The organism is Rhodopila sp. (assembly GCF_965277165.1).
Classification (GTDB): Bacteria; Pseudomonadota; Alphaproteobacteria; order Acetobacterales; family Acetobacteraceae; genus Rhodopila.
This window is the reverse complement of the sequence record NZ_CBDICE010000006.1, coordinates 2520021-2541623: the sequence shown is the minus strand read 5'-3', so window position 1 is coordinate 2541623 and position 21603 is coordinate 2520021. Positions and strand designations below refer to the sequence as shown.

At 62.3% G+C, this 21603-nt stretch carries 18 protein-coding genes; 16 read left to right on the top strand and 2 right to left on the bottom strand.

Annotated elements, in window-relative coordinates; translation table 11 throughout:
- Positions 1-93 precede the first annotated feature (93 nt).
- The 11 genes from ACQY4Y_RS23890 to ACQY4Y_RS23840 all read left to right on the top strand — a co-directional run bounded on the left by ACQY4Y_RS23890 (position 94) and on the right by ACQY4Y_RS23840 (position 13162).
- Complete coding sequence (locus ACQY4Y_RS23890) at positions 94-768, top strand: lysophospholipid acyltransferase family protein (protein WP_428493068.1); 675 nt, start codon at positions 94-96, stop codon at positions 766-768.
- Positions 765-2132 carry a 3-deoxy-D-manno-octulosonic acid transferase gene (locus ACQY4Y_RS23885; RefSeq protein WP_428493067.1) on the top strand — a complete coding sequence of 456 codons (1368 nt, stop codon included), beginning with the start codon at positions 765-767 and terminating at the stop codon, positions 2130-2132. The genes ACQY4Y_RS23890 and ACQY4Y_RS23885 overlap by 4 nt, the downstream gene beginning before the upstream one ends.
- Before the next feature lie 50 nt (positions 2133-2182).
- Positions 2183-3163 (top strand): tetraacyldisaccharide 4'-kinase, encoded by a 981-nt coding sequence (gene lpxK / locus ACQY4Y_RS23880; protein WP_428493066.1) that lies wholly within the window; start codon positions 2183-2185, stop codon positions 3161-3163.
- Positions 3164-3170: 7 nt separating this feature from the next.
- The gene (locus ACQY4Y_RS23875; RefSeq protein ID WP_428493065.1) at positions 3171-3833 is read left to right on the top strand and encodes an HAD family hydrolase; all 663 of its coding nucleotides are present in this window, start codon (positions 3171-3173) and stop codon (positions 3831-3833) included.
- A gap of 133 nt (positions 3834-3966) precedes the next feature.
- Entirely contained in the window at positions 3967-4278 is a 312-nt protein-coding gene (locus tag ACQY4Y_RS23870) for an antibiotic biosynthesis monooxygenase family protein (protein WP_428493064.1), read from the top strand.
- 565 nt (positions 4279-4843) lie between these two features.
- The gene (locus ACQY4Y_RS23865) at positions 4844-6484 is read left to right on the top strand and encodes an ABC transporter substrate-binding protein (RefSeq protein ID WP_428493063.1); all 1641 of its coding nucleotides are present in this window, start codon (positions 4844-4846) and stop codon (positions 6482-6484) included.
- 148 nt (positions 6485-6632) lie between these two features.
- Positions 6633-7574: an ABC transporter permease gene (locus tag ACQY4Y_RS23860; protein WP_428493062.1), complete on the top strand. Its 942-nt coding sequence runs from the start codon at positions 6633-6635 to the stop codon at positions 7572-7574.
- On the top strand, positions 7571-8542 hold the full coding sequence (locus ACQY4Y_RS23855; protein ID WP_428493061.1) for an ABC transporter permease: 972 nt from the start codon (positions 7571-7573) through the stop codon (positions 8540-8542). The genes ACQY4Y_RS23860 and ACQY4Y_RS23855 overlap by 4 nt, the downstream gene beginning before the upstream one ends.
- A 101-nt stretch (positions 8543-8643) precedes the next feature.
- Complete coding sequence (locus ACQY4Y_RS23850) at positions 8644-9633, top strand: ABC transporter ATP-binding protein (RefSeq protein ID WP_428493060.1); 990 nt, start codon at positions 8644-8646, stop codon at positions 9631-9633.
- The gene (locus tag ACQY4Y_RS23845) at positions 9633-10640 is read left to right on the top strand and encodes an ABC transporter ATP-binding protein (RefSeq protein WP_428493059.1); all 1008 of its coding nucleotides are present in this window, start codon (positions 9633-9635) and stop codon (positions 10638-10640) included. The genes ACQY4Y_RS23850 and ACQY4Y_RS23845 overlap by 1 nt, the downstream gene beginning before the upstream one ends.
- A 77-nt stretch (positions 10641-10717) precedes the next feature.
- Positions 10718-13162: a glycosyltransferase gene (locus ACQY4Y_RS23840; protein WP_428493058.1), complete on the top strand. Its 2445-nt coding sequence runs from the start codon at positions 10718-10720 to the stop codon at positions 13160-13162.
- Here the strand turns inward: ACQY4Y_RS23840 and ACQY4Y_RS23835 are convergent.
- On the bottom strand, positions 13120-14085 hold the full coding sequence (locus ACQY4Y_RS23835; protein ID WP_428493057.1) for a UDP-glucuronic acid decarboxylase family protein: 966 nt from the start codon (positions 14083-14085) through the stop codon (positions 13120-13122). The genes ACQY4Y_RS23840 and ACQY4Y_RS23835 overlap by 43 nt on opposite strands.
- 173 nt (positions 14086-14258) lie before the next feature.
- Between ACQY4Y_RS23835 and ACQY4Y_RS23830 the strand changes: the two genes are divergently transcribed.
- The 5 genes from ACQY4Y_RS23830 to ACQY4Y_RS23810 all read left to right on the top strand — a co-directional run bounded on the left by ACQY4Y_RS23830 (position 14259) and on the right by ACQY4Y_RS23810 (position 20799).
- On the top strand, positions 14259-15794 hold the full coding sequence (locus ACQY4Y_RS23830) for an oligosaccharide flippase family protein (protein ID WP_428493056.1): 1536 nt from the start codon (positions 14259-14261) through the stop codon (positions 15792-15794).
- A gap of 6 nt (positions 15795-15800) precedes the next feature.
- Positions 15801-16787, top strand: a complete 987-nt coding sequence (locus ACQY4Y_RS23825) for a glycosyltransferase family 2 protein (RefSeq protein ID WP_428493055.1) — start codon at positions 15801-15803, stop codon at positions 16785-16787.
- Between the two features lie 275 nt (positions 16788-17062).
- On the top strand, positions 17063-18052 hold the full coding sequence (locus ACQY4Y_RS23820; protein WP_428493054.1) for a glycosyltransferase family 2 protein: 990 nt from the start codon (positions 17063-17065) through the stop codon (positions 18050-18052).
- 292 nt (positions 18053-18344) lie between these two features.
- Positions 18345-19622, top strand: a complete 1278-nt coding sequence (locus ACQY4Y_RS23815) for a glycosyltransferase (protein WP_428493053.1) — start codon at positions 18345-18347, stop codon at positions 19620-19622.
- 199 nt (positions 19623-19821) lie between these two features.
- Positions 19822-20799 carry a glycosyltransferase family 2 protein gene (locus ACQY4Y_RS23810; protein WP_428493052.1) on the top strand — a complete coding sequence of 326 codons (978 nt, stop codon included), beginning with the start codon at positions 19822-19824 and terminating at the stop codon, positions 20797-20799.
- Positions 20800-20853: 54 nt separating this feature from the next.
- Here ACQY4Y_RS23810 and ACQY4Y_RS23805 read toward each other — a convergent pair whose 3' ends face one another.
- Positions 20854-21567, bottom strand: coding sequence for an aspartate/glutamate racemase family protein (locus ACQY4Y_RS23805; protein ID WP_428493051.1), 714 nt, complete (start codon positions 21565-21567; stop codon positions 20854-20856).
- Positions 21568-21603: the final 36 nt, after the last annotated feature.

The following is a 21603-nucleotide window of genomic DNA, read 5'->3' as shown; positions in this document are numbered from 1 at the left end:
CCGCATGATCGCGCCGCCGCCGTCAGCCTGATCGTCCAACCGAACCGCACCACACTTCCGTAACATCGCCGTCACGTGCTACCCGACACGGCAATGAAGTCCCTGCTGCGCACCCCAAGGGCTCAGGCCATCCTGGCGGCCTCGTTGGGCGGTTATCTCAGGTTCGCGCTGCGCACCACGCGCTGGACGCTGGACGGGCAGGAGCATTTTCGCCCGTTCGCCGCCGGAGCCTCCGCGGTGTTCGCCTTCTGGCACGAATTCCTGCCCCTGATGCCGGCCCTGTCGCTGATCGCCCGTACATTGCCATTTTACCGCCCGACGCCGATCCACACCCTGGTCAGCCAGCACCGTGACGGCCAGTTCATCGCCGCGGTGATGCAGCGATTCGGCATCATGCCGATCCATGGTTCGTCCACCCGAGGCGGCGCCGCCGGCCTGCGCAATCTTCTGCTGGTACTCGGGCAGGGCGCCTTGATCGGCATAACCCCGGACGGCCCCCGCGGCCCGTTGCGCAAGGCCGCTCCCGGAGTGGCCCAGCTCGCCGCGCTGTCAGGCGTGCCGGTGGTGCCGCTCGCGGCGCGCACCAGCCGCCGCATTCAACTCAATACCTGGGATCGCATGCCGGTGCCGCTGCCGTTCGGTCGCGGCGTGGTGGTTTGCGGCGCCGCGATCCCGGTGCCGCGCGACGGCTGGCGCGAAGCCGTTCCGGCAATCACCGAAGCGCTCAATCAGACCGCCGACCGAGCCGCGGCCCTGTGTCCCGCATGATCGACCAGAACGCCACCCTCAACACCCCCGATCGCGTCACCGGCGCGACCGCCAGTGCACTGGCCACCGGCTGGACCGTCGCGGCCACGCTTTTGGCCCCGGCGCTCAGGCTCAATCTTTACCGCCGCGCCGCGATCGGCAAGGAGGTCCCGATCCGGTTGGCGGAACGCCGCGGCATCGACGCCACGCCTCGCCCGGCCGGTCGCTTGCTGTGGATCCACGCCGCCAGCGTGGGCGAGGTTGTGTCGATCCTGCCGGTTTTGCAGGCCCTGCGCCATCGTGTCATCGTGCTGCTGACGACCGGAACCGTGACCTCGCAGGCTTTGCTGGACCAGCGCCTGCCCCAGCAGAGCTTGTCGGCCGATGTTCTGCATCGCTTTGCCCCGCTCGACGTACCGTCCTGGGTGGCACGGTTCCTCTCGCACTGGCGTCCCGACGCCGCCTGCTTCGTGGAAAGCGAACTGTGGCCCAACCAGCTTGCCGCCTGCCGGGCGAGTGGCATTCCCTTGATGCTGGTCAACGCCCGGATGTCGGATCGCAGCTTCCGCCTTTGGCAATACGCCCCACGCCTCGCCCGCCGCCTGCTCCAAGCCTTCACCCGAATCCAGGCGCGCGGCGACCAGGACGCCGAACGCCTGAAAGCGCTCGGCGCCCGACACATCGAAAGCCCCGGAGATCTGAAATTCGCCGCCTCGCCACTTCCGGTGGACCAGGCAGAACTCGACCGCCTGGGTGAAACTCTCGCCGGCCGCCCGGTCTGGCTCGCCGCCAGCACCCATTCCGGCGAGGAAGCCCTGATCGCCGAGGTGCATCGCCAACTCGCGCTGGTCCATGGCAATCTGCTGACCATCATCGCGCCGCGCCATCCCGATCGCGGGCCGGCCTTGGCCGCAAGCCTCGGCGCATCACGCCGCGCGGCGGGGCAGGGGCCGCCACCCGGCGCCGGCATCTGGGTCGTCGATACCATGGGCGAACTCGGCCTCTGGTATCGCCTCGCACCGATCACTTTCGTCGGCCGCAGTCTGCTCGCCCCCGGCGGCGGACAGAATCCGCTGGAGCCGGCACGGCTGGGCTGCGCCATCGCGGTCGGGCCGCACACCGGCAACTTCACGGACCATGTCGCCCTGCTGCGAGAGGCTGCCGGCTTGGTCGAGGTCGCAGACGCCCCGGCACTCGCTCAATTCGTCTCCGCCATGCTCCAAGACCCAGCGCAACGCCGCGATCTGGCCCAGCACGCGGCAGCCTCTATTCGTCGCCATCAGGATCTGCCCGCGATCACCGCCGACGCAATGCTGTCGCTGCTGCCAGCGCGCCCAAGCAACGCGGCATCCGACCATCCGTCCCCACCGCTCGGGCCAGGCTGACCGTGGGTTCATGGCGTTCCCGCCATCGCCCGGCGCACTGACCCCCTGGCATGCCCACCGCCCCGTCATTCTGGTTACGCAACGGAATACTCGCCAGCGCCCTCTCGCCGCTTTCGGCCATCGGCGCCGCGCTTACCGCAGCTCGGGTCGCACGTCCGGGCTGGCAGGCCTCGGTCCCGGTGATCTGCTGCGGCAACGTCACCGTCGGAGGAGCCGGCAAGACCACTTTGGTGCTGGATCTGGCCCGTCGCCTGTCGCACCGAAACGTCCATGTCCTGCTACGCGGCTATCGCGGCACCTCGCGCGGCGTGCATCGCGTGGCCCCCGGCGATGGCGTCGCCCTGGTCGGCGACGAAGCGTTGTTGCTGGCTCAGGTCGCCCCCACCTGGATCGGCGCCGACCGCGCCGCCAGCGCCCGCGCGGCCATCGCGGCACGAGCCGAAATCCTGCTGCTCGATGACGGCCTGCAGAATCCGACCCTGCGGAAAACCTTCTCCATCCTGGTGATCGACGGAAGCAGCGGCTTCGGCAACGGCCGCGTGCTGCCGGCTGGCCCTTTGCGTGAGCCGGTGGCCGCCGCCGCCGCCCGCTGCCAGGCGTCGGTGATGATCGGCGCCGACCTCACCGACGCCCGCGCCTCTCTGCCGCCCACACTGCCGCTTCTGCAGGCCCGCCTGGTGCAGGACAACTCCGTCACCGCGCTGTCCGGTCAGCGCGTGCTCGCCTTCGCAGGTATCGCGATACCGGAGAAATTCTTCGATCCGTTACGCGCCGCCGGCGCCACGCTGGTGGCCGTTCGGCGATTTCCCGACCACCACGCCTACACCGCAAGCGAGCTTGATGAATTGCTGCGGGAGGCAACGGACCGGCTCGCGGTGGCGGTCACCACGCCGAAAGACGCCGTCCGCCTGCCGCCGGCGATCCGTGAACAGGTGATCGTCGTCGGCGTCGGCCTGGAATGGTCGGAACCGGCCGAAATCGATCAACTTCTCGAAAGGATGGTCGCCGCCGTCCCCCCCGCCGTGCGTTAATGCCGCCATGAACGACGTGGTCTTCCTGTTCGATGTGGATAACACGCTGCTGGACAACGACCATGTTCAGGGCGACCTCAGCGAACACCTCAGCACCAATTATGGCCAGGCCGCTCGCGATCGATATTTTGCGCTGTTCGAAGGTTTGCGCGGTCGCCTCGGCTACGCCGACTACCTCGGCGCATTGCAGCTTTATCGGCTGGAGGATTTGCACAATCCGAAAATCCTGCGCATCGCCAACTGGCTGGCGGATTATCCATTCGCCGACCGTTTGTATCCCCGCGCCCTCGATGTCGTCAGTCACGTCTCCGCCTGGGGGCCGTGCGTCATCCTGTCCGATGGTGACGCCGCCTTCCAGCCACGCAAGGTCGAACGCTCCGGGCTGTGGCGGGCGTTCGCCGACAACGTACTGATCTATGTCCACAAGGAACAGGCGCTGGACGATGTCGAGCGACTGTATCCAGCACGCCACTACGTCATGATCGACGACAAGCTGCGCATCCTCGAGGCACTGAAGACCCAATGGGGCGACCGGGTGACCACCGTTTTCCCGCGCCAGGGCCATTATGCCATCGATCCCGAGGAACTGCGAAAGCGCCGCCCCGCCGACATAGCGATCGACGCCGTTGGCGATTTGCTGTCGTTCGATCGCCAACGGTTCATCAACTGAACCCGGCAACGCCGGCGCTCATTGCCGGTCCCGCGAGGCGGCCGTCGCAGAGGCATGACAGCGCGATCGCCGGTCACCACAATCCTGCTCTCACTCGGTTAAACCTGTCATTCAGGAAAAAGGAACCCCGTTGATGTTCATCGCCATGAATCGCTTCAAGGTCCTGCCCGGCGCCGAGGCCTCGTTCGAGGAGGTCTGGACCTCCCGCGATACCCATCTGCGCGACGTGCCCGGCTTCGGGTCCTTCCACCTGCTGCGCGGACCCACACGCGATGATCACGTGCTATACTCCTCCCACACCACTTGGCACGACAAGGCGGCGTTCGAGGCCTGGACCACATCCGATGCGTTCCGCAAGGCGCACAGCAGCGCCGGCGCCAACAAGCCGCTCTACTTGGGCCACCCCGAGTTCGAGGGCTTCGAAGTCATCCAGACGGTTGAATAGACCGGCCTGCCCGTCGCGGCGCTGCTGCCGGGCCGCGGCTGCGCACGAACCCGTCGGGTCCATCAGATGCTGGTGCTGGCAGATGCTGGTGCTGGCAGTGATGCTGTTCCCGGTCCTGACGATCGGCGTGGTCATGCGCGCGATCGTCCTGCGCTCCTGTCTCGACTGACTTCGACTGCCATTCGCCACCAGACGGTCACACCCCCCTTGGCCGCCGCCATGATCCCGTGTTCAATCAGTAGCAAGGTCCGCAAGTCAGCGAGCCGACCAGGGAGACGACGTCCGTGTCCGGAGACGGAGACGGAATGCAAACAACGGTCTTCTCTGACTGCCTCCGTCGCCGCCGCGGCGTCGCCCCTTACGCCCGCCGGCTGACCACCCGGCGTCCCGGCAACGCCCGCGTCCCGACGGCGAGAGCCTTGGACCTCGGTCGGCGCGCCGAAATCCGTGGCGCGAACATGAACAGAAAGCACTATGGCGTTTCGCGGCACACTCATGCACGCTGCGCAGGTGTGGTCTGCGATTGCGCATGACGCGGATCAAAGACACAGCGACGGGGTCGAACATGGACAATGCGACCGCTACCGGGATCGCCAATTCGGCCGCTGTTGGGATCAATCGCCGGGGCCTGCTGCGGACCGCCGCCGTCGCCGCGACCGGCGCCCTCGGCGCGCCTCGCTTGTCGTTGGCCGCTGACACCAAGACGCTGCGGTTCATCCCACAGGCCAATCTGGCAAACCTCGATCCGATCTGGACCACGCAATACGTCGTGCGCAACGGCGGACTGCTGATCTGGGACACGCTGATGGGTGTCGACGACAAATTGATGCCAAAGCCGCAGATGGTCGAAGGCTGGGAGAACACGCCCGATTTCAAAACTTGGACCTTCAAGTTGCGCCCCGGGCTGAAATTCCACGACGGCGAGCCGGTGCTGGCTAAGGACGTGGTCGCCAGCATCAACCGTTGGATGGCGCGCGACTCAACCATGGGACGCATCATCAAGGCCCAACTCGACGCTCTTGAGGCGGTGGATGACAAAACCTTCCGCTTCCGCCTGAACAAGCCCTACTCGAAGATGCTGTTCGCCCTGGGCAAGAGCAGTACGCCGGTCTTGTTCATCATGCCGCAGCGGATTGCGGCCACCGATCCGTTTACGCAGATCTCCGAATATGTCGGCTCCGGCCCGATGCGGCTGAAACGCGACGAATGGATCCCCGGTGCCAAGGCGGTGTTCCAGCGCTACGACGGATATCAGCCACGCACCGAACCGGCGAGTTGGATGTCGGGTGGAAAGCGCATCAACTTTGACCGGATCGAGTGGCAGATCATCCCCGATGGCGCTACCGCGGCGGGGGCGTTGCAGAACGACGAGGTCGATTGGTGGGAGACACCGCTATCCGACCTGGTGCCACTGCTGCGGCGGAACTCCGACATCGCGGTTGATATCGCGGACCCCTTGGGCAACGTCGGCGTGTTTCGGATGAACCACCTGTTTCCGCCATTCAGCGATGTCCGGACGCGCCAGGCGATCCAGGTGGCGCTCAGTCAGTCGGACTACATGCAGGCGGTGGTCGGCGACGACCCCGCGCTGTGGCGCACCATGCCGAGTTTCTTCACTCCTGGGACACCGCTTTATACCGAGAACGGCAGCGACCGGCTGAAGGGCAAGCGCGATCTCGACCTGGCAAAAAAGATGCTGGCTGACTCGGGCTATAAGAATGAGCCCATCATTCTGCTTGTCGCCACCGACGTGGCGATCACCAAGGCCCAGGGTGACGTGACCGCCGACCTGCTGAAGCAAATCGGCATGAACGTTCGGTATGAGGCGCTGGATTGGGGCACGGTGGGACAACGCCGTGCCAGCAAGCAACCGCCGGACAAGGGTGGCTGGCACATCTTTCACACCTGGACCGCCGGTGCCGACTGCATCAACCCGGCGCCCTATACCGGGCTCGATGCCAGCGGATCGACCGCTTGGTACGGCTGGCCGAAATCCGCGCTCGTGGAGGCGAAGATTGCGGCCTGGTACGCCGCTCCCGACCTGGACGCCGAAAAGAAGGTCATCGCGGAACTGAACAAGGCAGCGATGGACGATGTCGTGTACATCCCGACCGGTTTCTTCAAGGGCTATCAGGCATGGCGGAAGAACATTTCGGGCGTGGTCAAAGCGCCGTTCCCCGTGTTCTGGGATGTGAAGAAGGCGTGAGCAGGTTGGCACGCCAAGGCGCCCCAAAGGCTCGGCTGCCCGTCCGCCCAATATCAGGATTCCGCCTGATATCAGGGTCAAACCGGCCGCCGGCGACGTCCGAAGTCCGCGGCAGCGCCCGGCCGTTGCCCAATGCGGTCGTCTCCTGATGCTGTCCTACATCGTCCGTCGCATCCTCGCCACCATCCCGGTCATGCTGCTGGTGGCGCTGTTCGTGTTCAGCCTGCTCTACATCGCCCCCGGCGACCCGGCGGCGATCATCGCCGGCGACCAGGCCACCCCCGCCGACGTCGCCCACATCAGAGCCTCTCTCGGCCTCGACCGGCCGTTCCTGGTACGGTTCTTCGATTGGTTCTGGCACGTCCTGCACGGCGACCTCGGTACCTCGATTTTCACCAACTTGCCGGTCAGCCACATGATCGCCCAGCGCATCGAGCCAACCGTGTCGCTGATGATCCTGACCCTGATCGTGTCGTTGGTTCTCGCCATCCCGATGGGCGTGCTCGCGGCCTGGAAACACGGCTCCTGGATCGACCGGGCGGTGATGATGACGGCGGTGCTGGGGTTTTCCACTCCGGTCTTCGTCGTCGGCTACGTGCTGGCCTACGTCTTCGCGCTGCGCCTGAATTGGCTGCCGGTACAGGGCTTCACCCCGATCGACCGCGGCCTGATCCCGTTCCTGCGCAACCTGATTCTGCCGTCCATCGCCCTGGGCCTGATCTACATGGCGCTTATCGCCAGGATCACCCGGGCGACGATGCTGGATGTGCTGTCGCAGGATTACGTGCGCACGGCAAAGGCGAAAGGCGTCGGACAGCGCGGCGTGCTGTTCGTCCATGCGCTGAAGAACGCCGCGGTGCCGATCGTCACCGTCGTCGGTATCGGCTTCGCCGCCCTGATCGGCGGCGCCGTGGTGACCGAGAGCGTGTTCGCCATCCCCGGCCTCGGCCGGTTGACCATCGATGCCATCCTGCGGCGCGACTACCCTGTGATCCAGGGCGTCGTGCTGATGTTCAGCTTCGTCTACGTGCTGATCAACCTGGGGGTGGATCTTCTTTATACCCTTTTCGACCCAAGGATCCGCTATTGAGCGCAACAACCCCAGGGCACACCAATCACACCGGCTCCCGCTTCGCCGATGCGCCTTATGAAGCGCGCGACATCGCCGAGCGGGATCACGCCGCCGCACCGGACCTGCCTGCCATCCTGCCGGTACCGAAGCAACGTGGCCGCATCACCGGCTTCATCTATCGAAACCCGACCATATTCGTCGGCGGACTGCTGCTCGGCGTAATGATCTTCATCGCCATCTTCGCACCCTATCTCGGCACCAAGGACCCCACCGCGCTCGCTCCGGCCAAGCGCCTTCGCGACCCATCGGCGCTCTACTGGTTTGGCACCGACATGCTGGGGCGGGACGTCTATTCGCGGGTGCTCTACGGTTCCCGCGTCTCGCTGATCGTCGGCTTCTCGGTGGCGTTCTGCGCTTCGGTCCTCGGCACCTTCATCGGCCTGGTCGCCGGCTTCGTCCGCCCGCTCGACTCCGTGGTGATGCGGGTGATGGACGGGCTGATGTCGATCCCCCCGCTGCTGCTGGCGATCGCGCTGATGGCGCTGACCCGAGCCTCGGTACAGAACGTCGTCATCGCCATCACCGTCGCCGAGTTCCCCCGCGTCTCGCGCCTGGTTCGCGGCGTGGTGCTGTCGCTGCGCGAGCAGCCCTATGTCGAGGCGGCGATCGCCTCCGGCACCCGCGTGCCGGTGATCATCTGGAAGCACATCCTGCCCAACACCCTGGCCGCGCTGATGGTGCAGGCGACCTTCATCTGCGCCGCGGCAATGATCACCGAGGCCATCCTGTCGTTCATCGGCGCCGGAACCCCGCCGATCATCCCAAGCTGGGGCAACATCATGGCCGAGGGACGCGCGCTGTGGCAGGTAAAGCCCTATATCGTGTTCTTCCCCGCCATCTTCCTCTCGATCACCGTGCTGGCGGTGAACCTACTGGGTGACGGGCTGCGCGACGCGCTCGATCCGCGTCTGGCGAAACGGTTGTAACGCCCATGGCCCTGCCCAATCCGCGGAGCGGACAACACCTTCCCGGTCCGCGGAGCGGACAACACCTTCCCGGTCCGCGAAGCGGACAGCACCTACTCGAAGTGCAGAACCTGCAAACCCATTTCGGCACCCAAGACGGGGTGGTGCGCGCCGTCGAGGGCCTGTCTTTCCATATCGGCGCCGGCGAGACCCTGGGCCTGGTCGGCGAATCCGGCTGCGGCAAGTCGGTGACCTCGATGTCGATCCTGCGGCTGATCCAGGAACCGCCGGGCAAGATCGCCGGCAGTATCCGCTTCGAGGGCCGCGATCTGCTGACTGCATCCGAATCCGAAATGCGCGCCATCCGCGGCAACGCCATCTCGATGATCTTCCAGGAGCCGATGACCAGCCTGAACCCGGTGCTCAATGTCGGCCAGCAGATCGGCGAGACCGTCCGCCTGCACCAGGGCATGAACGCCCGCGACGCCGAGGCCAAGGCAGTCGAGATGCTGACCCTGGTCGGCATCCCGGCTCCCGAACGCCGGGTGCGCGAGTACCCGCATCAGCTATCGGGCGGCATGCGCCAGCGGGTGATGATCGCCATGGCGCTGGCCTGCAATCCCAAGCTGCTGATCGCCGACGAGCCGACCACCGCGCTGGATGTCACCATCCAGGCGCAGATCCTGGATCTGATGCGCGACCTGAAGACCCGGATGGGGTCGGCCATCCTGCTGATCACGCACGATCTCGGCGTCGTCGCGGAAATGGCGCAGCGGGTCGTGGTGATGTACGCCGGCCGCAAGGTCGAGGAAGCCTCGGTCGACCAGATCTTCGCCCACCCGATGCACCCCTACACCAAAGGGCTGCTCGGCGCGGTCCCCAGGCTGGGATCCTCGCTGGACCAGGGCGGCCGCGGCAGGCTGGCCGAGATCGCCGGGCTGGTGCCCAGCCTGCGCAAGCCGATCATAGGCTGCGCCTTCGCCGGGCGCTGCCACATGGTGACCGATTTTTGCCGCCGCGTGGCGCCCGCGATCGTGCCCAAGGCGGACGATCATAGCGTCGCCTGCCACTACGCCGGCCAAACCGCCCCAAGTCAGCAGGTGCCGGCGTGATGGCGGAGCGTGCGCTGCTGGAGGTGAACGCCCTCAAGAAACACTTCCCGATCCATGGCGGTCTACTGGGCCAGGTCACCGCCAACGTCTACGCCGTCGATGGCGTCACCTTCGACATTCGCCGCGGCGAAACGCTGTCGCTGGTCGGCGAGTCGGGGTGTGGCAAATCGACCGTCGGCAAGGCCATCCTGCGGCTGTTCAAGCTGACTGATGGCGAGGTCTATCTCGACGGCGAACGTATCGACAACATGCTGGCCGGCAGGCTGCGGATGATGCGTAAACGAGTGCAGGTGGTGTTCCAGGATCCGTTCAGCAGCCTCAATCCGCGCATGAAGGTGCGCGATATCGTGGCCGAACCGCTGATCAATTTCGGCATGGCGCATGGCCGCAGGGACCTGAACGAGAAAGTCGCCGCGCTGATGGACAAGGTCCGCCTGCCGCGCGACGCGATCAACCGCTTCCCGCACGAGTTCTCCGGCGGCCAGCGCCAGCGCATCGGCATCGCCCGCGCCCTGGCGCCGGGCGCCGACCTGATCATCTGCGACGAGGCGGTCTCCGCGCTGGATGTCTCGGTCAAGGCGCAGATCATCAACCTGCTGGCCGACCTGCAGGACGAACTGGGATTGGCGCTGCTGTTCATCAGCCACGACCTGGCCACGGTCGAGCACCTGACGCACCGGGTCGCGGTGATGTATCTGGGCAAGATCGTAGAACTGGCCGATCGGCGCACGCTGTTTGCCAACAGCCATCATCCCTACACCAGGGCACTGCTGTCGGCGGTGCCGGTGCCCGATCCGACCGCCCGACGGCAACGGGTCATGCTGAAAGGTGACGTCCCCAGCCCGATCAATCCGCCGTCGGGTTGCCGGTTCCATACCAGGTGTCCGTTCGCCTACGACCGCTGCCGGGTAGAGGAGCCAATACTGCGGCCGGTGAACGAGGGTCATCTGTCGGCATGTCACCTCGATAAAGTTCCTGGTGGCGAGGTCCTTCCGACTGCGGCATAAACGCCCAGGTTCCGCCCGACCAAAAGCGTCAAGGGCAGGGGCCGTGAGCTTTCGTGCCCGACGTCAGGAGCCTGAATATGCTGTCCGCCCCCAACTCGGGCACGCTGTTTCCCGCGATCGAACCGATCCGCCCGCCGGCCGGCCCGCCGATCCTCTGCATCATCGTCGACGCCGAGGAGGAGTTTCACTGGGGCCGTCCAGTCTCCGCGCGGAACAACCAAACCTCCTCGATCCGGTATCAGAACCGCGCGCACGAGGTCTTTTCATGCTACGATGCCCGCCCGACCTACCTGGTCACCTACCCGATCGCCTCCGATCCGTCGGCCGCTTCGGTGCTGCGGGACTATCTGGCCGACGGCCGGTGCGACATCGGCGCCCAATTGCACCCCTGGGTGACACCCCCGTTCAACGCCGAAACCCATGAGCGGCAGTCGTTCCCGGGCAACCTGCCCACCGCGTTGGAGCGGGAAAAGCTGCACCGGCTGACCGGGACCGTGCGCGAAACCTTCAATCTGCAGCCAAAGGTATACAAAGCCGGCCGCTATGGCTTCGGACCGTCCAGCGCGTCGCTGCTAGAGGACGAAGGCTTCGAGGTGGATACCAGCCTGATGCCGCGCACCCGCTACTCCCATATGGGCGGCCCGGATTTCTCCGCCTTCGGCTACACCCCGTTCTGGTTCGGCGCCGACCGGCGGCTGCTGGAATTGCCGGTCACCCGCGACTTGACCGGATTGCTTGCCCGACAACTGCCCGCGGCCTACGCCATCGCCGAGCGCAAGCCGTTCCGGGCGATCCGCGCCGCTGGGCTGTTGGCCCGCGCCCGGGTGCTGGAGCGGGTCACGCTGTCGCCCGAAGGCTCCGACCTTGCGGCGATGTTGCGACTGACACGGTCGCTGCTGCGGCGCGGCGAGCGGATTTTCACCCTCAGCTATCACAGCCCGTCGTTGCAGCCTGGGAATACCCCATACGTGCGCAACCCGCGTGACCTCGCCGAATTCCTCGACCGGATTTCTGGGTTTTTGAGCTTCTTTCGCGACGAACTGGGCGGCGTATTCCTGTCCCCCCAGGAACTACGTGACCAGCTTGTCGCCGGCACACTGGCGACCCAGGCCTTAGGTCGGCGGCCGTCACCGCCTCAGACCGGGACCGGCCGCTGCCTGGTCGTCGCCAACACCTTCCCGCCGGTGCATGGGGGGTCCGCTATCGTTTACGACAGCCTCGCCCGCTTCGGAGGCGGTCGGGTCTCGGTGCTGGCGCCGCAACACGACTACCGCAATGGTTGGCCGATCCCGGGCTGGCGCGAGTTCGATCGCCGGGCGCCGTTCAAGGTGCATCGCATCCGCCTGCTCCGTACCCAGTTTCTGCCGGAAGATGCCGGCATTCTGGAACGCATTGGCGGCGTGGCCGCCGATCTCGCGATCCGCCTGGCCGTACTCGGCAGCATCTGGCGCATCGTTCGCGCCGAAAACATCGCTGTGCTCTGTATCGGTGAACTCGTCGCCGGCGGCTGGCTCGCCACGACGTGCCGGCGGTTGTTCGGGCTGAAAACCGTGATCTACATCCACGGTGAGGAAATCAGCACCCGAGCCCGCTACGATCAGAGCGGGCAGCGACGGCGGCGGGCTTTTTCCGCCGCGAGTGGCATCGTCGCGGTCAGCCGGTTCACCCAGGACACCCTGACGCGGATGTTCGGTGTTCCCCCCGGCAAGATCGAACTGGTATCGAATGGCGTCGATCGCGATCGCTTCGTGCCACGGCCGCGGTCGGCGTATCTGGTGGCGCGATACGCGCTCGCGCGCGATCGCTCTCGGTGGAAACACCAAGAGCATGAATCACCCGCTACAAACGACGACTCGCAGAGCATGATCGGTTTGACCAGAAGCGATCATTCCCTGCAACAGCGGCCTGTGCTGCTGACGGTCAGCCGGCTCTATGCACGAAAGGGCATCGATCGGGTCATCGAGAGCCTACCGGTCGTGCTGCACCGGTTTCCCGACCTGGTCTACCTGATCGTCGGTGAGGGCAGCTATCGCCCGGAGCTTGAACGCCTGGTCCTGGCGCATGGCCTCGGACGCAACGTGGTCTTCGCCGGGGCCGTCCCCGACCACGAGTTGACCGACCATTACAGCCTGGGCGATGCGTTCATCATGGCAAACCGCGAGATGCCGGACGGCGAGACCGAAGGATTCGGTCTGGTATTCCTGGAGGCGAACGCCTGTGGCCTGCCGGTCATTGCCGGGCGTGCCGGCGGCAGCGTCGACGCGGTCACCGACCAGGTCAACGGGCTGGTGGTGGACGGTGACAATGTGGCCGCGATCGCCGCGGCGATCATCCGGATGTTCGATGACGACGCATTGCGCAACAATCTGCGCGCTGGCGGAACCGCGGTCGCCGCTGAATCCGGCTGGGACCGCCGCGTTGCCCAGTTTCTGGGGTTCTGCGATCGGCTGCGGGAAACGCCGCAAGCGGACCACAGGGCTCAGCAGCCGCCGGACGGCGCCGCCAGCAACGTATCGAAATAGGCGATCGTGCGCCGCAGCCCTTCGTCCAGCTTCACGCTCGGCTCCCACCCCAGCACCCGCCTTGCCAGCGTTATGTCCGGACAGCGTTGCACCGGATCATCCTGTGGCAGCGCCCGATGCACGATCTTCGAACTCGAATTAGTCAGCGCGATAACCCGTTCGGCCAGCTCACGCACGGCGAGTTCATGCGGATTGCCGATATTGATCGGTCCGGTGAAATCGGGTTCGGTTGCCATCAGCCGGATCAGCCCATCGACCAGATCCTCCACGTAGCAGAACGCCCGGGTCTGGCTGCCGTCGCCATACAGCGTAATATCCTCGCCCTGCAGCGCCTGAATAATGAAATTGGACACCACACGGCCGTCATTCGGGTGCATCCGCGGGCCATAGGTGTTGAAGATGCGGGCCACCTTGATCGGCACCTTGTGCTGGCGGTTGTAGTCGAAGAACAGCGTCTCGGCGCAACGCTTGCCTTCGTCGTAGCAGGCGCGCGGGCCCAGCGGGTTGACGTTGCCGCGGTAATCCTCGGTCTGCGGGTGGACAGTGGGGTCGCCATAGACCTCGCTGGTCGAGGATTGCAGGATCCTCGCCCCCACCCGCTTGGCCAGGCCTAGCATGTTGATGGCGCCGATGACGCTGGTCTTGGTGGTCTGCACCGGATCGAACTGGTAGTGGATCGGCGAGGCCGGGCAGGCCAGGTTGTAGATCTCGTCGACCTCGACATACAGCGGAAATGTTACGTCGTGGCGATGAGCCTCGAAATTTTTGTTGCCTAATAGGTGCGAAATGTTGTCTTTACGTCCGGTAAAATAATTATCCACGCACAGGATGTCGTTGCCTTCATGTAGCAGGCGCTCGCCGAGGTGGGAGCCTAGGAATCCGGCGCCGCCGGTAATCAGGATGCGTTTGCGGGTGAGGGGCATGGACAATCCCTGGTATGAAGTGATTGAGGCGACCCTTGATTCGGCCCTCGCGCGGAAAGCCCTAGTGTAACAACCTAAGTGTGTATCTGCTAACCCATTGCCAACGAAACCGTATTTAAAGGACTGTAGTGTTTACAGTAAGACCGATGCGTGGGTTTAGCGGCGGTGCCCGATTGTCCACACTGAAATCTGCTACCGAACTGCCCGTGGCGGTTGACGGTAACCATTCCGCCAAGTCCATTCTGTCGAGGACAGCCAAAGGCGCCGGATGGACGATAGGCTGGCGCATTGCCACGCGCGCGATTGGCTTTTGTAGTACTTTGATACTAGTACGATTACTAACCCCAGGTGATTTCGGAATCGTCTCGTTGGCCATCGGATTTTTTCAAGCTTTGGATGGGGTCGCGGGGTTTAGCGTCGAGGGGGCCATTATTCGGACCGATACTCCGGATCGCTCAATCTACGATGCCGGATTTACCATCAACGTGGTGCGCGGGGTATTCACAAGTGCGATGATGGCGGCATTTGCGATCCCAGTTGCACGATTTTTTGGCAACCAACATCTGGTTGAGATCATTTACGTGCTCGCGGCGACTTGGGCTGTCTCCGCCCTCCAGAATGTCGGCATTATTGAATTTCGTCGCAATCTTGCCTTCAACATGGAATTCAAAATCCAGATAATACCGCGCTTGCTCGCGCTTGCGGTCACCATTCCGGCCGCCTTCCTTTGGCATAGTTACTGGGCGTTGGTGGCTGGCATCATTGCCAGCCGCCTTCTGACCGTCAGCCTCAGCTACATCATGCACCCTTACCGGCCTCGCCTGGGGATCGCCGGAATACCAAGAATCTTTAGCTTCTCATTCTGGGAATGGCTCATTGGCCTACTCAATCTTTTCAGCACGCGCGCGGACAGCTTCATCATTGGCCGCATTATCAGTACGGCAGCCGTTGGTGTCTATGGAGTAGGGGCTGAAATCGCCTCTCTGCCAAGTTCCGAAATCGTTGCACCTTTATGCCGGGCGTTATTTTCGGGATTTGCAGCCGAGCGACGGGAAGGCAGCGACGGATCGGTCATGCTTCTTCGCGTCTTGTCCTTTCTTGCCTTGTTTACCCTCCCTTTGAGCGTTGGGCTCTCGCTCGTCGCGTACCCACTCGTCAAACTGGGTTTTGGTGCCGAATGGCTGCAAGCGGTGCCTTTAGTTCAGTTGCTTGCCTTGGCAGGAGCGATTGGCCTGTTCAGTGCGGTGGCGGAGGCGTTGTTCTCGGCTCACGCATGGCTTCGGTCCATATTGTGGATGACAGCGGTCGTGTCAACACTTCGCTTCTCGCTGTCGCTATTGCTCATCCCGGAGTACGGATTGGTTGGTGGGGCTGTTTCGGCCATCGTAGCCGGCATCATCCAAGAAGTCGTATTTGTGGCAACCATCATGCATCGCCTGAAACTACGGATCGGTCTGATAATGGCTAGCGTGATGCGGCCCGCGATCGCTGCCGGCGTCATGGCGGGGACGCTGACCAAGGCGGGCCTTGGATGGAACGATTGGATTGGAACTAACGCAGACCTAGGTGCCGACCTCGCCATCGCCATCGGTTTAGGGATCGTTATATACGTAACATGTTTGATCGCCCTCTGGTTTTCTGCCGGCCGTCCGGCTGGGCCGGAGGCCGATGCTGTATCTATCGTCAATCGCTTCACTTCCCGCACCTGAGCAGCAATGGCCCAAACCCTTGTTATTATTATTCTACACTATCGAGGGCTAGACGACACCCTCGAATGCCTGGCCAGTTTAGAGCGCCAATTGCACAGTGATGTGAGAATCGTCGTCGTTGACAATGGGTCGGACGACCGGTTGACGGACCGTTTCGCAATAGACTTTCCTTGGGTCGAGGTAATTGAACTCGAGAGTAACCTCGGATGGTCAGGTGGAAACAACGCCGGAATAAAGCTGGCGATCGCCGGCGCCCAGGATCTTGTTTGCCTGCTCAATAACGACACGGTTTTGCCGGAAGGTGCGATAAAACGGTTGATGGAAACCGCGAGTTTCTTTTATCCCTGCCTATTGCACCCAGCCATCGACTCCTACGGTGCCGTTGGCGAGGCGCAATTAGATCCTACGATCCCGCGACCCCCGGACCTCAGCGCTATATCCACGCCCGGACCGGCAGGCGTTTTCCAAATCGACAGGGTCGATGGCGCCTGTGTTTTGGCCCATGTATCCATCTTCAAGGATATCGGCCTAATCGATGACAGATTCTTCCTGCTTTATGAGGACGCCGATCTTGGCCGACGGGCCGCTAAGGCCGGATACAAAATATTCTGTGACTCGACCGTTCGCATACAGCATAAGGAATCGAAATCATTTGGCGGCCGTCGTAGGCCAATAAAAACCTATTATGGTCTTCGCAACACCCTATTGTATACGGAGCTGCATCATCAATTTGACCGCGGTTTCATCAGGATTGGGCGCACGTTCGGCTGGACCGTATGGCATACCGCCGAGGCAGCCGGAGCTAAACCCCGGTCATGGTGGTCACTTTTGCTGTGGACTTTTTCCGGCGATATATTTGCACGTGCCGTGCGAATGGCCATCAGGGACTACCTGTTACGGCGTTTTGGTCGCCTAAAGAAATCTGATGAAGCGATACTTGATGCGCGAATCGAGCCGCTTCTACCGGATTCGCCCAGATGTCCGGTTATGTAAAGTGAAGACGCAATCGAGGCAGACTCATCTCAGTTTAAATTTTTTCTTTCGAGATTTGGCGGGAATGCGCTATCCGTTCTTGAGCCGTATGAAGACCGAAGGCCGACTATCGGGAGTGAGATTGATGTGCGCCCATAAGCAGGATCGATGGCCCAGATAATACTCCGGTTGCCGGACGGTATTCTTCCAAGTCCGCAGGGCTCCGTCGATAGCTGCTGTTATGAGCACAAAGACTGTCGTAGGGGTGATTTATACCACCAGTCGATCTCTAACTCATGACACCGCTCGATAGTGACTTTCGGGTCACAGTGATAATTCCCTTCTTCCAGTATCGAGAAGGCTCGCTCGTTTCCGCGGTGCGCTCTTGTTTGGGCCAGCGGAAGGTTGAGGCGCTCTCGGTCATCGTTGTCGACGACGGCTCGCCCCTCCCAGCCCGCCAGGAGTTGGCGGAACTCTCTGACCGGGAGAACTCGAGGGTGTCAATCATCGAGCAGCCAAATGGCGGCCCAGGGTCCGCCCGCAATCGTGGCCTCTCGGCGTTGCCGGATGATACAAATGTTGTGGCCTTCCTGGATTCGGACGATCAGTGGGATCCCGACCACATCTCCAACGCGCTCGGGGCGTTGGCGGCCGGCGCAGACTTCTATTTTTCGGACTATCTACCTTTAGGATCGACTGTATCCACGTTCAAACAATGTAACCTGACGCCGGTCACCGGTCAGGAACTTGGATCCCGCCAAGAGATTTACACCTACACAATGGATCTTTTTGACGCCTTGCTCGTGAAGTCGCCTGTCGGAACATCTACCGTGGTTTACCGGCGTTCCGTCAGCCCGGACATCAGATTTCGAACCGATTTTTCCTACGGCGAGGATGTCTTCTTTTGGATGGAACTTGCCGGACGCGCAAGAGTGATCGCATTTTCGACCCGATTTGAGGCGCTGTATGGAGAGGGAGTCAATATCGCCGCGGGAGCAACCTGGGGTAGCTCAGCACATTTGAATCGAACCTATTATGACTTCGCCTTCCATCGGGCGATTGCGCAGAGCTTTCGGCTGACCAATGAGCAAATCCGATGGAACGATTCCTGGATGGAGGAAGTTGCCCAATCTTTCGTGCAAAGCTTTCTGCATCTGCTTCGGAGAAGCAAACCAATAGACTGGTGGATCATGCGTTGTTTTGTGAATGCCCGGCCTAAAATCATTTTGGAGATAATGATGGCTCTCTTTACCATCGGATGGCGCGGTAGTCGGAAGCACAACTAAAATGGCGGATCGAACCCGATTGGCTGCGGATGTTGGCGCGCATCCTGGCGTAACCGTTTTGTGCTTTCCCAGGTCGAATACTGGAACGGCCTTGGGAATAATCATCGAGCTCACCCCAAATGTGAACATGCGCCATGCCGCTATCCAGGCCCCTCGGATTGCCGGTCGAGTCTTCGTTGCGCACTCCCTTCAGAACTAGTTTTATGCCAGAACATACTGTAATCAGAATAGAAATGCAAGCAGACCGATACGACATGTTATACTCGTTCCAACTAAAGCAGGGGCCCGAGAGTTGCGTATCAATGGCATGCTTCGATGTCTCTGGGAGGGCGAGCCGGCATCCATTCCTGGGATTACCGGCGGTATCTCGCTGGGCATGACAGGTGCCGCCCCCATCCCCGTGCTATTTACTCACTACGGGGATGATTGGTTCCGCGGCAGCGAGCAGGTCCTTCTCGATCTTCTCAGGAACCTTGACCGCAGCCGGTTCGAACCGATTGTGTGGTGCAATGGTCGAGAGATGGCGGAGGCGGCCATTTCTGCCGGGATCGTCACCTACCAGAGCGGCTTTGAATATTATTTCGACTACCACTCCCCCCGGGTTAATATTTTCCGATATCGGTCTCTTGTAAAAAAGGGGATTGAGCTTGTCCGCCGCCATAATGTTCGTATCATGCACGCCAACAGCGCGGCACCTAATCAATGGTTGGTCCCCGTCGCCCGAATGACCCGACGGCCGTTATTGGCACATCTGCATATCGATTACCGTCGTCGAAGCCGCTTCGCGTGCTTGCTTCATCAAGCTTCGATGGTTGTTGGCGTCTCCGGGCAGGTCATCACCGATTTTCTTCAGGACGGCATGGCGCCGGCGCGGACGCAGGTCATCTACAACGGCATCGACTTTGCGCGACTGCAGACAAGCAGCGGCCGAAACCCGCGGCAAGACCTTGGTATCAGTCGAGAAGCCGTGGTGATCGCAGCCAACGGTTCGTTAATTCAGCGAAAGGGCCAGGATGTTTTGATCCGCGCAATCAACAGGCTTGTCGCCGGGCGAGACCTGCACCTGTTAATATCAAGCGAGGGACCAGAACGGCATAATTACGAGGCTCTGACAACTGAACTCGGCCTGACCGATAGGGTCCATTTCCTCGGCTACTGTGACGACATGCCAGCCCTATATCGTGCCACCGATATCGTTGCGCTTGCCTCACGTGCCGATGCTTTCGGACTGGTTCTCGCCGAGGCGGCTTATTTTGGTCTGCCGGCCGTCGCAACTCAGGTTGGCGGTATTCCCGAGGTTGTGGATCACGGGGTGACCGGGTTGCTGGTCCCGCCCGATGACCCAGAGGCAATGGCAGTTGCTCTCGCCAAGCTCATTGATGATCCATTACAACGCCGCACGTTAGGCGCGCAGGCCCGAGAAAGGGCGCTCCGCCTGTTCAGCGCTGAACAGATGGTGGCCAACTTCGAATCTACATATGAAACTTTATCCTTGCTGCCTCCTGACCAGCTAGGTTGGTTGGGAAATCATCTCGCGATTCGGCCGTATCTGCGACTACTACGTGCATAATCGCTCCGGATGTTCGTCCACTTGCCTATTGCTTTCTTCGGGGCCATTTTGTTCTTGCATTTGACTGAAACGACAATGAGTCTAGCCCTACAGATGGTGCTGGCCGTCGTCCCTCGATCAGCAGACTGCAGAAAAAGCGTTAACGGCATCCAACTTTCGATAACTCCCTATTAACCCTTTGTGTGCCAAATTAACATCTATGAGTTCTACTCCGCTGAAACCGCAACACGTCAGCGCTACCAACGCGCAGACGGCGGGCTGTAAGGGGCAGGTAAGGCAGACTCTAACCTGCGGCAAAGCAGAAACGCTCACGCTATCGCCGGTCCCGCCTCGGTCGCTTGATGCCTCAGTTATCATTTGCACACGCGACCGATCAGCGGTCCTGCGTCAGACCTTGGACGCAGTCGCGGCTATGCGTGTATCCGAGGCGGTGCGCTACGAGGTGCTTGTCGTCGACAACGCCTCGACCGATGGAACTAAAGCTGTTGTTGAAGCCGCTATGACAAGGCTACCAATTCGCTATCTGCATGAGAGCAGGCTCGGCTTGGGGCGAGCGCGCAATTTGGGGGTGAGCAATGCGCTAGGAAGACTGATCTTTATAACCGATGATGATTGCATCGTCAGTCCAAACTGGCTTGAGACGGGATTGCGCCTTCTGGCTAACGATCCCCGACAACTGATCGGTGGCCGTGTCACCTTGCATGATCCGCGCGATCTGCCGCTCACGATCAAGACCGACGCCGAACCCGCCAGATTGACGTCTGTCTCAGAGTTGTTTGGGTTCATCAACGGCTGCAACATGATTTTCGGTCGATGCGTTTTCGACGACATCGGCTTGTTCGATCCGATGCTAGGAGCGGGAACGCGCTGCAAGGGAGCCGAAGACACCGATCTGGTCTATCGCGCGTTTCGGGCCGGCATTCCAGTTCGATACTGCCCGGAACTTGACGTCGCCCACAATCACGGCCGAAGGAGCCAGGCCGTCGGCGATCACCTCGTCCGCGGATACGCATTTTCCAATGGGTCAATGACCTTTAAGCACATGCTCCACCCAAGGTTGGACCTTATACGGGCAATATACTGGTCATTGCGTTCAGATGCGCGCGATGGTCGACCAAATCGCCTGCCTTGTTACCTGCACGGAGCTATTGCCTACCTCCATTCCATGCTCTCGTAGGACCCACCAGCGCGCCGTTCTGGTCGGAGCCGCGATTTGCGGTGACCCCCCACCTCAAACCCCCGCCCGCAACCACCCCACCAACGAACAAACATCAAACACCGGCACCCCCACCACCTCCCGCAAAGCCGCCGCATACGGCCCCATATTCGTGCACTCCAACACCACCGCCCCCACCTCCGGATGCGCCGCCATCAACCGCCGCCCCGCCGCCAAAACATCCCGCTCGGCCAGCCCCACATCCAGATCCAGCTTCTCCCCCAGGATCAACACCCGAAACAACTCCGCCCCATCCTCCACCCCCACAACCGGCGTATCCGCCGCCACCCCCACCGCCGCCAGGTGCTCCGGCGTCAGCGACCCAGCCGAAACCGTCACCACCCCAACCCGCTTGCCCGGTGGCAGCAAAGCCTGCACCCAAGGCACCTGCATCAGCGAACTGCTCGCCACCGGCACCCCCACATGCGCCGCCAGCTCCCTCTGAAACACCGACAAAAACCCGCAGTTCGTGGTAATCGCCTCCGCCCCCCAAGACACCAACTCCGCCGCCGCCTCCAGGAACGCAGGCAGCAGCCCCTCAGCCCCCCGCAGCACCACCCGCTCCGGACTGGCCCCCTTCACCACCCGATACAGCACCGGAAACGGCCACGTTGTCGCGTTCCCCATGTCCCCCGGAATCCGCGCAAACCGCGCCTCCAGCATCAGAATCCCCAGCGGCGCGCCATAAATCGCCTTGCCGCCCTTCGCCACCCCAGAACCCACCATCATCACCCCACCTTGCCCCCACCCCGTCCCCCAGGCGAG

Coding starts and splice junctions, on each gene's coding strand:
- ACQY4Y_RS23860 (WP_428493062.1), top strand. CDS start 6,633: ATGCTGTCCTACATCGTCCGTCGCATCCTCGCCACCATCCCGGTCATG.
- ACQY4Y_RS23865 (WP_428493063.1), top strand. CDS start 4,844: ATGGACAATGCGACCGCTACCGGGATCGCCAATTCGGCCGCTGTTGGG.
- ACQY4Y_RS23875 (WP_428493065.1), top strand. CDS start 3,171: ATGAACGACGTGGTCTTCCTGTTCGATGTGGATAACACGCTGCTGGAC.
- ACQY4Y_RS23805 (WP_428493051.1), bottom strand. CDS start 21,567: ATGATGGTGGGTTCTGGGGTGGCGAAGGGCGGCAAGGCGATTTATGGC.
- ACQY4Y_RS23870 (WP_428493064.1), top strand. CDS start 3,967: ATGTTCATCGCCATGAATCGCTTCAAGGTCCTGCCCGGCGCCGAGGCC.
- ACQY4Y_RS23890 (WP_428493068.1), top strand. CDS start 94: ATGAAGTCCCTGCTGCGCACCCCAAGGGCTCAGGCCATCCTGGCGGCC.
- ACQY4Y_RS23885 (WP_428493067.1), top strand. CDS start 765: ATGATCGACCAGAACGCCACCCTCAACACCCCCGATCGCGTCACCGGC.
- ACQY4Y_RS23835 (WP_428493057.1), bottom strand. CDS start 14,085: ATGCCCCTCACCCGCAAACGCATCCTGATTACCGGCGGCGCCGGATTC.
- ACQY4Y_RS23810 (WP_428493052.1), top strand. CDS start 19,822: ATGAGTTCTACTCCGCTGAAACCGCAACACGTCAGCGCTACCAACGCG.
- ACQY4Y_RS23825 (WP_428493055.1), top strand. CDS start 15,801: ATGGCCCAAACCCTTGTTATTATTATTCTACACTATCGAGGGCTAGAC.
- ACQY4Y_RS23845 (WP_428493059.1), top strand. CDS start 9,633: ATGGCGGAGCGTGCGCTGCTGGAGGTGAACGCCCTCAAGAAACACTTC.
- ACQY4Y_RS23820 (WP_428493054.1), top strand. CDS start 17,063: ATGACACCGCTCGATAGTGACTTTCGGGTCACAGTGATAATTCCCTTC.
- lpxK (WP_428493066.1), top strand. CDS start 2,183: ATGCCCACCGCCCCGTCATTCTGGTTACGCAACGGAATACTCGCCAGC.
- ACQY4Y_RS23840 (WP_428493058.1), top strand. CDS start 10,718: ATGCTGTCCGCCCCCAACTCGGGCACGCTGTTTCCCGCGATCGAACCG.